Annotated in this window: 11 protein-coding genes; 8 read left to right on the plus strand and 3 right to left on the minus strand. The window is 66.3% G+C overall.

Annotated elements, in window-relative coordinates:
* Nucleotides 1–197 precede the first annotated feature (197 nt).
* Nucleotides 198–1967, plus strand: a complete 1770-nt coding sequence (locus YQ44_RS01510) for a GGDEF domain-containing protein (RefSeq protein WP_071326187.1) — start codon at nucleotides 198–200, stop codon at nucleotides 1965–1967.
* Nucleotides 1968–1989: 22 nt separating this feature from the next.
* Here YQ44_RS01510 and YQ44_RS01515 read toward each other — a convergent pair whose 3' ends face one another.
* Nucleotides 1990–2472 carry a CinA family protein gene (locus YQ44_RS01515; RefSeq protein ID WP_071321868.1) on the minus strand — a complete coding sequence of 161 codons (483 nt, stop codon included), beginning with the start codon at nucleotides 2470–2472 and terminating at the stop codon, nucleotides 1990–1992.
* Nucleotides 2473–2784: 312 nt separating this feature from the next.
* Between YQ44_RS01515 and YQ44_RS01520 the strand changes: the two genes are divergently transcribed.
* Genes YQ44_RS01520 through YQ44_RS01530 form a run of 3 tightly spaced genes read left to right on the plus strand, consistent with a single transcriptional unit; the run spans nucleotide 2785 to nucleotide 7954 of the window.
* Entirely contained in the window at nucleotides 2785–3348 is a 564-nt protein-coding gene (locus tag YQ44_RS01520) for a YfiR family protein (RefSeq protein ID WP_198043856.1), read from the plus strand.
* 2 nt (nucleotides 3349–3350) lie between these two features.
* A complete protein-coding gene (locus YQ44_RS01525) occupies nucleotides 3351–5381 on the plus strand; it encodes an ATP-binding protein (RefSeq protein WP_071321870.1) in 2031 nt (676 codons plus the stop codon).
* A complete protein-coding gene (locus tag YQ44_RS01530) occupies nucleotides 5378–7954 on the plus strand; it encodes an EAL domain-containing protein (protein ID WP_071321871.1) in 2577 nt (858 codons plus the stop codon). Before YQ44_RS01525 ends, YQ44_RS01530 begins: the two co-directional genes overlap by 4 nt.
* 18 nt (nucleotides 7955–7972) lie before the next feature.
* Here the strand turns inward: YQ44_RS01530 and thiL are convergent, their stop codons facing one another.
* Entirely contained in the window at nucleotides 7973–8953 is a 981-nt protein-coding gene (gene thiL, locus YQ44_RS01535) for a thiamine-phosphate kinase (RefSeq protein ID WP_071321872.1), read from the minus strand.
* Nucleotides 8954–9066: 113 nt separating this feature from the next.
* On the opposite strand from thiL, the gene YQ44_RS01540 reads away from it, so the two are divergent.
* A complete protein-coding gene (locus tag YQ44_RS01540) occupies nucleotides 9067–9636 on the plus strand; it encodes a hypothetical protein (protein ID WP_156894659.1) in 570 nt (189 codons plus the stop codon).
* A gap of 6 nt (nucleotides 9637–9642) precedes the next feature.
* Here YQ44_RS01540 and YQ44_RS01545 read toward each other — a convergent pair whose 3' ends face one another.
* A complete protein-coding gene (locus tag YQ44_RS01545; RefSeq protein ID WP_071326188.1) occupies nucleotides 9643–10164 on the minus strand; it encodes a MarR family winged helix-turn-helix transcriptional regulator in 522 nt (173 codons plus the stop codon).
* A gap of 123 nt (nucleotides 10165–10287) precedes the next feature.
* Here YQ44_RS01545 and YQ44_RS01550 point away from each other — a divergent pair, with 123 nt between their 5' ends.
* The 3 genes from YQ44_RS01550 (at nucleotide 10288) to YQ44_RS01560 (ending at nucleotide 14391) form a co-directional block, all read left to right on the plus strand.
* Complete coding sequence (locus YQ44_RS01550; RefSeq protein WP_071321874.1) at nucleotides 10288–11481, plus strand: MFS transporter; 1194 nt, start codon at nucleotides 10288–10290, stop codon at nucleotides 11479–11481.
* A gap of 35 nt (nucleotides 11482–11516) precedes the next feature.
* Complete coding sequence (locus tag YQ44_RS01555; protein ID WP_198043857.1) at nucleotides 11517–11879, plus strand: hypothetical protein; 363 nt, start codon at nucleotides 11517–11519, stop codon at nucleotides 11877–11879.
* A 193-nt stretch (nucleotides 11880–12072) separates the two neighbouring features.
* Nucleotides 12073–14391 carry an NADP-dependent malic enzyme gene (locus YQ44_RS01560; RefSeq protein WP_071321875.1) on the plus strand — a complete coding sequence of 773 codons (2319 nt, stop codon included), beginning with the start codon at nucleotides 12073–12075 and terminating at the stop codon, nucleotides 14389–14391.
* Nucleotides 14392–14554: the final 163 nt, after the last annotated feature.

Raw genomic sequence — 14554 nt, forward strand, 5'->3', positions numbered from 1 at the left:
TTGTTGCGTCAGTGACTACCAAAGATCCGTGACAGCGGCGATTGCTCCCGGCCAGACTGCAACTGGCATTTTTACCACAATCCTTTGCAAATATGCCATGGGGAAGAGCGAATCTGGTTATGATGTTAATCAGGATACCATTGATGCAGAGCAAGTTTTGCGTGAAAAATTCACCCCAGCGTGTGTACGAGGATGCAGTGCCGATATCCAGTCTCGATAAAGCCGACATTGACCGCCTCAATCAGCAGGCCCTGTCCTGCCTTGTCGGCAACCGGCGCCAGGCGCGGCGGCTGGCGCACATGGCGCTGGCGGCGGCGCAGCGCCAGCAGTATGCGCGCGGCAGCGCCTACGCGGAACTGAATCACTGCTGGCTAGCGTATTACGCGGGCGAGGCCGAACCGTCGTGCGAGCGCCTGTGCGAGTATTTCCAGCAGACGTGCGACCTGGAAGGGGGCATGGAAGTGGCCGCCCTGCGGGGTGCGTATGCGAGCCGGCGCGGCGACTTTGCCGATGCCGAGCAGCATTTCCTGCGGGCGCGCGGCCAGGCGGCGCAGATTCCCGATTCGCTGCATAAATTCATGCTGTACGCGCGCCTCGGCGTCGATGCCCTGAACCGTGGCGACACGCAGGACGGGCCGCGCAACTTCCTGCTGGCGCTCGACATCGCCGAGCGCTTCGGCAGCCCCGCGCACCGCGTCAACAGCCTGTCGAACCTGGCCTCGTCGCAGCACGACCTGGGCAACGACGAAGACGCCATCCCCCTGCTGGTCGAGGCGCTCGACATCATCGGCACGCAAAAGCTCAAGTACCAGCAAACCATCGTCTCGGCCAACCTGGCCATGTGTTTGCTGGCCACGGGCAAGCCGGCCGAGGCGCTGGCGCTGGTCGAACCGTTTTATGAGTGGCCGGAAGAGGACCTGGCCATCCGCGCCTTCCTGTTCTGCATCGCCGCCCATGCCGCCATCCTGCTGCAGCAGCCGGCCAGCGCGCTGCAACTGCTGCTGCGGGCGGAAGAATATGCGCGGCGGGGGCAGGACCTGGAAGAGCAGATGCACGCCTGGCTCGTGCGCGGCAAGCTCGACCTGCATGCGGGCCAGACGGCGCAGGCGCTGGCGTCGCTGACGCAGGCGCACAGCCTGCTGAGCTGGACGCGCAATCCGTTTCACCAGCAACAGATCTTGCGCGGTTTGTCCGATATCAATGCCCAGCTGGGCGAATGGCAAGCCGCATATGGTTTCCTGCAGCAATACCAGGCCGCCTTCGAGGCCAGCAGCAAATCGGCGCGCGCCTCGCGCATCCTGATGCGCAACCTGGAAAAGGAAATGCGCAACCTGAAGGCCGAGCGCGACAAGGCGCTCGAGCTGCAGGCCGCGCGCGAGACGGAAAACGTCAAGCTCGAGCACCTGAACCGCGAGCTGGCGCACCAGATCATGCATGTCAACTCGCTGCAGGACAGCCTGAAGGAGCAGGCCATGCGCGACCACCTGACGGGCCTGTACAACCGCCGCCATTTCGAAACCTGCCTGAATGCCATCCTGCACGAAGCCGATGCGGACGCGCCCGTGGCCATCGCCATCATCGACCTGGACTTTTTCAAGCGCGTTAACGATACGTACGGGCACAACTTTGGCGACGAGGTGCTGATCCAGTTCGCGCGCCTGGTGGAGAGCCAGCTGCGCGGCAGCGACATGCTGTGCCGCTATGGCGGCGAGGAATTCTGCCTGCTGTTGCGCGAAGCCGACAGCGCGATCGCGGCGCACAAGATCGACGATATCGCCGCGCGCTACCGCCAGCTGCTGATCCGCCAGGCGCCGCACAGCTTGACGGGCTGCACCTTTTCGGCCGGCATCGCCGAGTATCCGCGCCATGGCGCGGGCCGCCACGAATTGCTGATGCGCGCCGACAGCGCCCTGTACGCGGCGAAACAGGCGGGCCGCGACCGCGCCTGCATCGCCGGCACGGATTGAAGCCGATCCATACGCCAGAAGGTCAAGCGAGGAAGCGCAGCAGTCCTTGCAGGGCATGGATGACGGCCTGCTCGCGCACGGCCTGGCGGTCGCCCGCGAAGACCAGGCGCTCGGTATGCACGCGGCCATCCCGCGCCCAGCCGAAACAGACGGTGCCCACGGGCTTGCCGGGCACGCCGCCCGTGGGGCCGGCGATGCCGGTGGTCGACACGGCCACCTGGGCCGGGCTGTGGGCCAGGCTGCCTTGCGCCATGGCGGCGGCCACGGCTACGCTGACGGCGCCGTGCTCGGCGATCAGGGCGGCCGGCACGCCCAGCATGCCGATCTTGGCCGCGTTCGAATAGGTGACGAAGCCGCGCTCGAACCAGGCGCTCGAGCCCCCGATGTCGGTGACGGCTTGCGCCACGCCGCCGCCCGTGCACGATTCGGCCGTGGCCAGCAGCCAGCGCCTGGCATGCAGGGCCTGGCCTACCGCGGTGGAGAGAGAGATGAGATCGTTGTCCATGAGTGTTTCCTGCATGCATGAAGAGGGGCGCTGCGCTGGCCGCCGTTTTGCGCGGCCAGCGTCATGGCATGACTGTAGCATGGCGCGCGGTAGAAGAAACTTTCCCCGCTACCAGCGAAAATGCGTACACTCTTTTATACATTTGCTACCAATACGGGCCGGCAGGCAGTCTGCTGCTGTACCACATCGGTTCGCATCGCCCCACTGGGACGCGGCCTGGCGCCGCGCCTTCGAATGCATTATCTTTACTCGGTTGTCATGGCACTTCTGAACTGGACCTGGCGGCAGCATGCTGGCCCCCTGCGTAGCCCCTTGCGTGGCGCTCGCCGCAGCACCATCCGCTGGGGCTGGCTATTGCTGTTGCTGGGCGTGTTGTGCGCCGGCGTGCGGGCCCAGGTGCCGGGCGAGCTGGAGCGCCAGGTGAAGGCCGCCTACCTGTACAAGTTTGCCGGCTTTGTCGAGTGGCCGGAAGGCAGCTTCGCGCGGCCCGATGCGCCGCTGGTGATCGGCGTGGCCGGCGCCGACGGGCTGGCCGAGCAGCTGGAACAGAGCGTGGCCGGACATAGCGTCAACGGGCGCACCGTGCAGGTGAAAAAAGTGCGCCGCGGCGAAGCGCTGGCCGGGCTGCACGTGCTGTACCTGGGAGCGCTGGAGAAGGCGGTGCTGCAGGAAATGCTGGCGGCCAGTCGCGGCCTGGCGCTGCTGACGGTGTCCGATTCGGATGAGGTCTATGCGATGGGCAGCATGATCAATTTTGTGATGGCCGACGACAAGGTGCGCTTCGACGTGGCCCTGAAGCCCGTGGCGCAGGCGCATATCCGCATCAGCGCGCGCATGCTGCTGGCGGCCTACCGCGTGCAGACGGGGGGCGCCTGACCATGATACGGCTGCGCTCCATACGCCACAAGCTGATGTCGGTGGTCTTGCTGACCACCCTGGTGGCGCTCGTCATCTCGCTGGGCACCATCGTCGTCTACGACTTGCGCGCCTATCACCGCAACCTGGTGGCCGATATCAGTACCCAGGCCCAGCTGCTGGGACACATGAGTTCGGCCGCGCTGGCCTTCGACGATGAACGGCTGGCGCTGGAAAACCTCAATTTGATGCGCATCCGCCCGCGCGTGACGGCCGGCGCCCTGTACAAGGCCGACGGCAGCCTGTTTGCCAGCTACCGCGCGAACCAGAAAACGGGGCCGCTGCCGGCCCATGTCGGCGGCGAGGGCGTCAGCATCCAGGGCAAGTCGGTGGAATTGTTCAAGCCCATCGTCGACAATGGCGAATTGCTGGGCACGGTCTACCTGCGCGCCGATTATGAATTGGCGGGCCGCACGGTCGATTACCTGGCCATCGCCCTGAGCGTGACGGTGCTGGCGCTGCTGGTGGCCTTGCTGCTGCTGCGCCGCCTCGACCACGTGATCACGCAGCCCATCCTCGATATCGCCGACGTGGCGCGCGAAGTGATCGAGACGGGCGACTATTCGCGCCGCGCGCGCAAGCTCAGCGCCGACGAGGTGGCGCAGCTGGTCGATTCCTTCAACAAGATGCTGGCCGAGATCGAGCACCGCACGCGCGCGCTGGAGCGCTCGAACGGCGAGCTGGCGCGCGAGGGCGAGCAGCGCGCCCAGGCGCAGCAGGAAGTCATGCGCCTGAACCAGGAACTGGAAGTGCGCGTGCACGAGCGCACGGTGCAGCTGGAAATGACGAATGGCGAGCTGGCCATGGCGATGGAGGAGGCGCGCAGCGCCAACTATGCGAAGTCGGCCTTTTTGTCGTCGATGAGCCATGAATTGCGCACCCCCCTGAATGCCATCCTCGGCTTCGCGCAAATCCTCAGCTCCGACCGCCTGCCGTCGACCCTGGCGCAAAAGAAGGAATTTGCCGGCCATATCCTGAAGTCGGGCCGGCATCTGTTGACATTGATCAATGAAATCCTCGACCTGGCGAAGGTCGAATCGGGCACGGTCAGCCTGTCGCTGGAACCGGTGGCCCTGCACGCCATCTTGCAGGAATGCCGCGACATGATCGCGCCGCTGGCCAGCCAGCGCGGCATCGGCATGACCTTTCCCGACGCCTGCCCGCTGAACGTGCTGGCTGACCGCACGCGTTTGAAGCAGATCTTATTGAACCTGCTGTCGAACGCGCTCAAGTACAACCGCGCGCAGGGCGCAGTGCGCATCGAGTGCACGCCGCAGCCGGGCGGGCTGGCGCGCATCAGCGTGCGCGACACGGGCGTGGGACTCGACAGCGAGCAAGTGGCGCTGCTGTTCCAGCCGTTCAACCGCCTGGGCCAGGAAGGCGGCACGGAAGAGGGCAGCGGCATCGGCCTGGTGGTCACCAAGCGCCTTGTGGAATTGATGGACGGCAGCATCGGCGTGAGCAGCGAACCCGGTGTCGGCAGCACCTTCTGGATCGAGCTGCGCGCCGTCGAGAGCTTGCCCAGCCCCGCGCCGGCCGGCTTGCCGCTGCCGGACCTGGCCGGCGCGCTGCTCGACAACAGCGCTCCCGTCACCCTGCTGTACGTGGAAGACAATCCGGCCAACCTGACCCTGGTCGAGGAAATCGTCCGCTATTGCCCGCAATTGCGGCTGCTGACGGCGCCCGATGGACGGCAGGGCGTGGAAATGGCGCGCACGCATTTGCCGCAACTGATCTTGATGGATATCAACCTGCCCAACGTGAGCGGCACGGAAGCGCTGAAACTGCTGCGGGCCGACCCGCGCACGGCGCACATCCCCGTCATCGCGCTGACGGCCAACGCCATGCCGGGCGACGTCGAACGCAATATGGCGCTGGGCTTCTACCGCTACCTGACCAAGCCGATCAACCTCGAGGAATTCACCGAGGCCATCAACAGCACCCTGGCCTATGTGGCGCAGCAGCGCCAGCAGAAGGGAACGGGGGCGCCATGATCAGCCAGGCCGATATCTATGGCGCGAAAATCCTCATCGTCGATGACCAGGAAGTCAACCTGCGCCTGCTCGAGCACCTGCTGCAAAGCGGCGGCTACACGGCACTGTCGAGCACGCTTGATGCGCGCGCCGTGGCCAGTCTGCACCAGCGCCACCAGTATGACTTGATCATTCTCGACCTGGTGATGCCGGGCATGAGCGGCTATGCCGTGATGGACGCGCTGCGCCCGCTGGAACTGGAAGGCTACCTGCCCGTGCTGGTGATCGCCGCCGATCCGGACGCCAAGCTGGCCGCGCTGGAGGCGGGCGCGCGCGACTTCATCAGCAAGCCCTTCGACGCGCTCGAAGTGCTCACGCGCATCCGCAACATGCTCGAAGTGCGGCTGCTGCACCGCGCCGCGCGCCACTACAACGCGCTGCTCGAGCGCACGGTGGGCCAGCGCACGGCGGAACTGCAGCGCTTTCGCGGCGCCATGGATGCCACCACGGACGCCATCTTCCTCGTCGACGTGCTGGGCATGACCCTCGTCGACGCCAACGATGGCGCCTGCCGGCTGCTCGGCTACACGCGCGCCGAGCTGCTGTCGCTGTCGCCGGGCGCCCTGCTGCCGTCGCCGCCGCCGGCGCCGCTGGCCGCGCTGCACGGCGGCTCGGCCCACCTGGCCACGGACGTGACCGAGTGCGAACTGGTACGGCGCGACCTGAGCCTGGTGCCCGTGGAGCTGGGCTGGCACTGGTATGCGCAGGCACCCGTGGCCGGCGCGCCCGCCACGGGCGGCCTGCTGCTGATCGCCGTGGCGCGCGACATCAGCGAGCGGCGCCAGGCCCAGGAACGCCTGAAGCACCTGGCCCATTACGATGGCTTGACGGGATTGCCGAACCGCAGCCTGTTCTACCAGACGCTGGCCCAGGCCGTCGAACTGGCGCAGGAAAAAAGCTGGCGCATCGTCGTGCTGTTCATCGCGCTCGACCGTTTCAAAAGCATCAACGATACCCTGGGCGCGGCGCTGGGCGACGAATTGCTGCGCCAGTTCAGCAACCGCCTGGTCGAATGCGTGCGCCTGCGCGACACGGTGGGACGCCTGGGCAACGACGAATTCGCGCTGATCCTGACCATGAGCCGCAACCAGCAGGAGGCGGTGGCGGTGGCCAACCAGGTGCGCGAAGCGCTGCGCGCGCCGTTCGACCTGCATGGCCACGCGGCGACCCTGACGGCCAGCATCGGCATCGCCATGTATCCGGACGACGCCACCGACCCGGAAACGCTCATTAAATACGCGAATACGGCCATGGGCGGCGCCAAACAGGCGGGGCGCGACGGCTACCGCTTCTTCACGGCCGGCATGAACGTGCAGGTGCTGGCGCGCCTGGACCTGGAACTGGCGCTGCGCCACGCGCTCGAACATGAACAGTTCATCCTGTACTACCAGCCGAAGGTGGACTTGCGCACGGGTCGCATCAGCGGCGTCGAGGCGCTGCTGCGCTGGCGCCGTCCCGGCTACGGCCTGGTGGCGCCGGCCGAATTCGTGCCGGTGCTGGAAGACACGGGCCTGATCGTGCGCGTTGGCGCCTGGGTGATCCACGCCGCCTGCCGCCAGATCGCCGAGTGGCGCGACAGCGAAGTGGGGCCCGTGCACGTGGCCGTGAATGTCTCGAGCCGCCAGTTCGCCGAGGGCGACCTGGAAGGCGAAGTGACGCACGCGCTGGCGCAGCACGGCGTGGCGCCCGAACTGCTGGAGCTGGAGCTGACGGAAACGGCGCTGATGTCGAACGCCGAGCGCACCATCGTCGTGCTGGGGAAACTGAAGAAGATCGGCGTGAAGGTGGCCATCGACGACTTCGGCACCGGCTATTCGAGCCTGGCGTACCTGCAGCGCTTCCCCATCGACAAGCTGAAGATCGACATCGCCTTCGTGCGCAACATCACCAGCAACCCGAACGACGCGGCCATCGCGCTGGCCATCATCAGCATGGCGCACAGCCTGAAACTGAGCGTGGTGGCCGAGGGCGTGGAGTCGCGCCCGCAGCTCGAATACCTGCGGCGCAACCGCTGCGACGAGATCCAGGGTTTTTATTTCAGCCGCGCCCTGCCGGCGCTGGAACTGGGGCAGATGATCGTCGCCGGCGCCGGCCTGCCGCCGGGCCACGACCCGGCCGCCCAGCCGGCGCAGACGCTGCTCATCGTCGACGACGACGTCAACGTGCTGTCGTCGCTGCACCGCCTGTTCCGCCCCGAGGGCTACCAGATTCTCACGGCCAGCACGCCGGCCGAGGGTTTCGAGATGCTGGCCCTGCACCGCGTGCACGTGATCGTCTGCGACCAGCGCATGCCCAGCATGAGCGGCACGGAGTTCCTCAGCAAGGTCAAGGAGCTGTACCCGGAAACCATCCGCATCATCCTGTCCGGCTACACGGGCCTGGAAGCCGTGCTCGACTCCATCAACCGGGGCGCCATCTACCGTTTTTATACGAAACCGTGGGACGACACCCAGCTGCGCGACAATATCCGCCTGGCCTTCCAGCATTACTGGATGGTGAACCAGCCGGGCCTGGCGCGCGTGGCGGTGCGCTAGCGAAAAGCCAGCGGAAAGTCAGTCGCTGAAGTGGTCGAAGGACGACAACTGCAGGTCGAGCGGCATGCCCGAGGCATCGACCAGGCGCAAGCCCGCTTCGGCCTCGATGCGGCCCACGCGCGTGGCCGGCGTGCCGCAGCGCAGCGCCAGCGCGGCGATGGCGTCGCGCGAGGCGGCCGGTGCCGTGAAGCACAGTTCATAGTCGTCGCCGCCGGCGGCCGTGTAGCGGCGGCGCAGGGCCGTGGCTTGCTGCGCCAGGATGGGGCCGGCCGGCAGGGCGTCGACATCGAGCGTGGCGCCCACGCGCGACGCCTTCAATATGTGGCCCAGGTCGCCCACCAGGCCATCCGAAATGTCGATGGCCGCATGCGCGAGGCCCGCTTCGGCCAGCGCGCAGCCGAGCGCCACGCGCGGCGTCGGCGTGTGCATGCGCGCGGCCGCCGTGGCCAGGTCGGCGGCCGCCAGCGGCTGCTCCATGCGGTAGCCGGCCAGCGCCAGGCGCGCGTCGCCGAGGGTGCCGCTGACCCAGATATCGTCGCCGGCCACGGCCGCGCTGCGGCGCAGGGCCTGGCCCGGCGCCAGTTCGCCGAACACGGTGATGCAGATATTCAGCGGGCCCTTGGTGGTGTCGCCGCCGATCAGTTCGCAGCCAAAAGCGTCGGCCAGCGCGAACAGGCCGTCGGCGAAGCCGGCCAGCCAGGCCCGTTCCGCCTGCGGCAGCGCCAGGGCCAGCGTGAACGCCACGGGACGCGCGCCCATGGCGGCCAGGTCCGACAGGTTCACGGCCAGGCTCTTATGCCCGAGCATGCGGGCGTCGGCGCCGGCAAAGAAATGCCGGTCCTCGACCAGCATGTCCGACGAGATGGCGATCTGCTTGCCGGCGCCGGGCGTCAGCAGCGCGCAATCGTCGCCGATGCCCAGGGTGGCGCGGCCGGGGCGCGGGCGCACGAAATACTGTTTGATCAGGTCGAATTCGGAAAGCGCGTCGTGTGGGGCCATGGCGTAGTGGGCAAGTTGAGTGGAGGTGTGGCCCGGCTATTATAGGCTGGCCTACAATACGGGCCCTTGCCACTGCCGATCATGCCCCTATGCCCTTCCACGATATCCACGCCGTGATGCAATCCTATCTTGACGATGGCTGGCTGCGCGAGCCGCAGGCCGTCGGCCTGGCCACGTTCACGGCGCCGGAACTGCTGGCGCGCGGGTTTTACGAGCTGTGCGATGGCGGCCAGCTGTGCCTGTATGAGGATGAGCGCTGGTTCCGCTGCGCCAGCCGGGCCGTGCAAGCATCGTTCAAGGTGTATCTGCAAGGCGGCCGCTTGCACGCAAACGGACTGGAACTCGGTTATCAGGTGCGCCTGGCCAGCGTGCTGCGCGCGGCGCGGCGGCCCTTGCCGCCGTATCGCCTGCTGCTGGAGGCAGGGGCGCGCAGCGGTGCGCTGCTGTTCGACTGCGGCCTGGTGCTGCAGTTCGCGGCCAACCTGCGCGGCGCGCAGCGCCATTATTTCCTGACCCTTGTCGAAGGGCAGTTGCCCGATCCCGGTGCGGGCGAGCTCGACCTGCGCGCCGCCAGCGAGGGCCACGTCCAGGCCCTGTATGGACACTGTGCGCCGGAGGAATTGCAGCGCCAGGCACGGCGCGGCCATGCGGCGCTGCGCGAGCTGGCGCAGCTGCTTTCCTGACTTTTCCTAACCTTTCTTCGCCTGGGCCATGCCCTGCAGCAGCTTGGCCAGCAACTGGTCGAGCTGGCGCTGCTCGTCCTCGCCGAGGGACGCCAGCATGGCACGCTCGTTGTCCACGTGCAGCAGCACCAGTCGTTCAATCAATGCCAATCCCCTCGGCGTCAAGGCCACCAGCACGCCGCGCCGGTCGCTCGGGTGCTTCTGCCGTTCGATCAGGCCCGCCGCTTCCAGGCGGTCGATGCGGTTGGTCATGCCGCCCGAGGACAGCATGGCCGCCTCGTACAGGGCCGTCGGCGTCAGCGCATGCGGCGCGCCCGAGCGGCGCAGGGTGGCCAGCACGTCGAACTCACCGGGCTGCAAGCCGTGTTCGGCGAACAGTGGGTTGAGCCAGTCGCGCGCCATCAGCTGCGCCACCGTGCCCAGCTGGCCCACCAGCTGCATGGCGCGCGTATCCATCTGCGGCAGTTCGCGCCGCCATTGTTCGGCGGCGAACTGGGCGCGCCGGTGTTCTTGCGGGGTATCAGTCATGGCGGTATCCATTTATCTTGGCATCGAGATAGATTTCTATCTTTATGTTAAGATACTTTTCATCGAGTTATATTCAATGACGCATTAAACCATGTGCCTCCCTGCGAGGCAAGGACTATCCCCATGCCATCCGAACGCCCCGTATCCTCTCCCTCGTCCGCCGTGCTGGTGGCCGCCATCATCCTGCTGGGCCTGAACCTGCGCCCCATCCTGGCCGCCATCGGCCCCCTGCTGGACAGCATCCAGGCCAGCACGGGCCTCGGCAATGCCGATGCCGGCCTGCTGACCACCGTGCCCGTGTTCGCCATGGGCGTGTGCGCGCTGGCGGGCGCGCAGCTGCAGCGCCGCCTGGGCGTGGCGCGCGGCATCACGCTCGGCATCGCCATCATCGCCATCGCCTGCGCGCTGCGCTGGCCCCTGCACGGCAGCGGTGGCTTGCTGGCCACGGCGGCGCTGGGCGGCCTGGGCATCGCGCTGGTGCAAGCCTTGCTGCCCGCCTTCATCAAGCGCCACTTTCCCGCGCGGGCCGGGCAGTTGATGGGTTTCTATACGACCGGCATCATGGGCGGCGCGGCCATTGCCGCCGCGTCCGCCTCGCCGCTGGCGCAGTCGCTGGGCTGGCCCGTGTTGCTGGCCCTGTGGGCCTTGCCCGCCGCCGCCGCCGCGCTGCTGTGGCGCCGCGCCTCGGCTTCGCGCGTGGACGTGGCCAGCGGCGCCGGCGCCGGCCTGCCCGTGGGCAGCCCCCGCGCCTGGCTGCTGATGGTGTTCTTCGGCATCGGCACGGGCGCCTATACGCTGGTGCTGGCCTGGCTGCCGCCGTTCTACACGGAACTGGGCTGGAGCGCAGCTGACAGCGGCCTGCTGCTGGGCGCCCTGACCCTGGTGGAAGTGCTGGCGGGGCTGGCCGTCTCCAGCGTCATCAACCGCTTCCCCGACCGCCGATTGCTGCTGCTGTGCGTCTTGCTGGCCGTGCTGGGCGGCCTGGCTTGCCTGATCCTGGCGCCACGGCAACTGGCGCTGCCCGCCGTGATCCTGCTGGGCTGCGGCATCGGCGCCCTGTTCCCGCTGTCGCTGATCGTCAGCATGGACCATGTGGCGGACCCGGCCGGCGCCGGCGCCCTGCTGGGCTTCGTGCAGGGCGGCGGCTACATCATCGCCAGCAGCATGCCCTTCATTGCCGGCCTGATCCGCCAGCATTCGTCCAGCCTGGCCCAGGCGTGGATGGTGATGGCGGCTGGCGTCGTGCTGCTGCTGCTGATTGCGGTGCGCTTCGCGCCGGGCGCGCGGCTGGCGTCGCCGGCACGGAAAATCGCGTAGGCTGTCGGCTTTCCTTGCCAGAAAGCATCGCCGCCATGACCGCACCCGCCACCACGCCGCCAGTCTTGTTGCCCGCCAACCGCCGCATCGTGCTGTCCGGCGAGGATGCGCTGCGCATCCTGCGCGAGATCGAATTCCTGCTGCAGTCGCTGCACCACATCGGCCGCCATTACTATCCGGATGGCGACGATGACGGCGCCGATGCACAGCGCCGCGCGCGCTACTGCGCGGAGACCACCCGTTTCATCGACGGGCAGCAAGCCACGACCCGCCTGGCGCTGATGCGCAGCATCCTGTCCGCGCCGTTCGACACCACCCTGGGCGCCGATGACATGGACGATATCGAGCGCGCCGTCGAAGCGCTGCCGCTGTGGCGCGCGCCTGGCGCGCCATCATAAAAACTAATTGAAATCTAAAATTTGATAGTTTTTCCTGTTCAGGACGTTTGTGCTGCCGGACGGCCTTACAATGCGAGGTTATGCGTTTTCGTGATATCAGACTGTGGCTAGCGGAAAATACCTAGCTAATTGAAAGTATCGGTCTGATAAAATCGGAAGCACCCCGATCGACCAAACAGGAAGGCAGCACAGCATGGATTCGTCATCTGATAAAAAAGAAGAATTGCGTCAACAATTGCGCTTGGCCGCACTCGAGTACCACGAGTGCCCGCGCCCCGGCAAAATCAGCGTGACGCCCACCAAACAACTGACCAACCAGCGCGACCTGGCGCTGGCCTATTCGCCAGGCGTGGCCGCTCCCTGCGAAGAAATCGTGATCGATCCGGCCAATGCCTATAAATACACGGCGCGCGGCAACCTGGTGGCCGTCATCACCAACGGCACGGCCGTGCTGGGCCTGGGTAACATCGGCCCGCTGGCCGCCAAGCCGGTGATGGAAGGCAAGGGAGTGCTGTTCAAGAAGTTCGCCGGCATCGACGTCTTCGACATCGAAATCAACGAGATGGACCCGGACAAGCTGGTCGACATCATCGCCTCGCTGGAACCGACCTTCGGCGGCGTGAACCTGGAAGACATCAAGGCGCCCGAGTGCTTCTACATCGAGCGCCAGCTGCGCGACCGCATGAAGATTCCCGTCTTCCATGACGACCAGCACGGCACCGCCATCATCGTCGGCGCAGCCATCCTGAACGGCCTGAAAGCCGTCGGCAAGAAAATCGAGGACTGCAAACTGGTGGTGTCGGGCGCGGGCGCGGCAGCGCTGGCCTGCCTGGACCTGATCGTCGACCTGGGCTTCCCGCTGAAAAACATCTACGTCACCGACCTGGCCGGCGTCGTCTACAAGGGCCGCACGGAACTGATGGACCCGGACAAGGAACGCTTCGCGCAAGACACGCCGCTGCGCACCCTGGGCGAGATCATCCCGGACGCCGACATTTTCCTCGGCGTTTCCGCCGGCGGCGTGCTGAAACAGGACATGGTGCGCAAGATGGCGCCGAATCCTTTGATCCTGGCGCTGGCCAACCCGAATCCGGAAATCCTGCCGGAAGAAGTCAAGGCCGTGCGCAGCGACGCCATCATCGCCACCGGCCGTTCGGATTACCCGAACCAAGTCAACAACGTGCTGTGCTTCCCATACATCTTCCGCGGCGCCCTCGATTGCGGCGCCACCACCATCACGCGCGAAATGGAAATCGCCGTGGTGCACGCGATCGCCGACCTGGCGCATGCCGAGCAGTCGGACATCGTGGCCACCACGTACGGCATCAGCAATCTGTCGTTCGGCCCTGAATACCTGATCCCGATGCCGTTCGATCCGCGCCTGCTGATCAAGATCGCGCCAGCGGTGGCCAAGGCGGCCGAGGATTCGGGCGTGGCCACGCGTCCGATCAAGGACTTGCAGGCGTACGCGGACAGCCTGCAGCAATTCGTCTACCGCAGCGGCACCTTCATGAAGCCGCTGTTCCTGATGGCCAAGTCCACGCCGGCCGACCTGAAGCGCATCGTCTACGCCGAAGGCGAAGAAGAGCGCGTGCTGCGCGCCGTGCAAGTGGTGGTCGATGAAAAACTGGCGCGTCCCATCCTCGTCGGCCGTCCGCCCGTGCTCGAAGCGCGCATCCAGAAGTTCGGCCTGCGCCTGAAGCAGGGCGTCGATTTCGACGTCATCAACCCGGACTTCGACGAGCGCTATCGCGATTACTGGAATACGTACTACGACATGACGAGCCGCAAGGGTGTCACCGAGGAATACGCGAAACTGGAAATGCGCCGCCGCCACACCCTGATCGGTTCGATGATGATCCACAAGGGCGACGCCGACGGCATGATCTGCGGCACCTTCGGCACCACGCAGCTGCACCTGAAATACATCGACCAGGTGCTGGGCAAGCGCGCTGGCAGCAATGTCTACGCCGCCATGAACGTGCTGATCATGCCGGAACGCCAGCTGGTGATGGTCGACACGCACGTCAACGAAAACCCGGACGCCGAGCAATTGGCCGAGATCACCATCATGGCCGCCGAAGAGATGACCCGTTTCGGCCTGTCGCCGCGCGCGGCCCTGCTGTCGCACTCGAACTTCGGTTCCAGCGACAGCGCCTCGGCGCAAAAGATGCGCGCCGCGCTGGCCATCATCAAGGAACGCGCGCCGGAGCTGGAAATCGACGGCGAAATGCACGGCGATACGGCCCTGGACAGCAAGCTGCGTCAAAAAATCATGCCGCATTCGGCACTGAAGAACGACGCCAACCTGCTGGTCATGCCGAACATCGAATCGGCCAACATCGCCTATAACCTGGTGAAGACGGCCGCCGGCAACGGCATCGCCGTGGGCCCGATCCTGCTCGGCTGCGCCAAGCCCGTGCACATCCTGACGCCATCGGCCACCGTGCGCCGCATCGTCAACATGACGGCACTGTGCGTGGTCGATGCGGTAGCGCAGCGTAAAGTCTAAGGCTGGGCTGTCGCCTGAAAGCCGCGCCATCCGCAAGGGTGGCGCGGCTTTTTTACGTCAGTGCGCCAGCGGCACGGGCAAGTCCGGCATGGGCGCCATCGGCGGCGCGGTTGTCGTGCCGGGCTTGATGTGGGTCAAAAAAAGCACAGGCCCAGACCATGCA

This window comes from Janthinobacterium sp. 1_2014MBL_MicDiv (genome assembly GCF_001865675.1).
Lineage (GTDB): Bacteria > Pseudomonadota > Gammaproteobacteria > Burkholderiales > Burkholderiaceae_D > Janthinobacterium.

Excerpts from the sequence above, each read along its gene's own strand:
- YQ44_RS01515 (WP_071321868.1), bottom strand. The coding sequence starts at position 2,472 with ATGGACAACGATCTCATCTCTCTCTCCACCGCGGTAGGCCAGGCCCTG.
- thiL (WP_071321872.1), bottom strand. The coding sequence starts at position 8,953 with ATGGCCCCACACGACGCGCTTTCCGAATTCGACCTGATCAAACAGTAT.
- YQ44_RS01545 (WP_071326188.1), bottom strand. The coding sequence starts at position 10,164 with ATGACTGATACCCCGCAAGAACACCGGCGCGCCCAGTTCGCCGCCGAA.
- YQ44_RS01550 (WP_071321874.1), top strand. The coding sequence starts at position 10,288 with ATGCCATCCGAACGCCCCGTATCCTCTCCCTCGTCCGCCGTGCTGGTG.
- YQ44_RS01560 (WP_071321875.1), top strand. The coding sequence starts at position 12,073 with ATGGATTCGTCATCTGATAAAAAAGAAGAATTGCGTCAACAATTGCGC.
- YQ44_RS01530 (WP_071321871.1), top strand. The coding sequence starts at position 5,378 with ATGATCAGCCAGGCCGATATCTATGGCGCGAAAATCCTCATCGTCGAT.
- YQ44_RS01555 (WP_198043857.1), top strand. The coding sequence starts at position 11,517 with ATGACCGCACCCGCCACCACGCCGCCAGTCTTGTTGCCCGCCAACCGC.
- YQ44_RS01525 (WP_071321870.1), top strand. The coding sequence starts at position 3,351 with ATGATACGGCTGCGCTCCATACGCCACAAGCTGATGTCGGTGGTCTTG.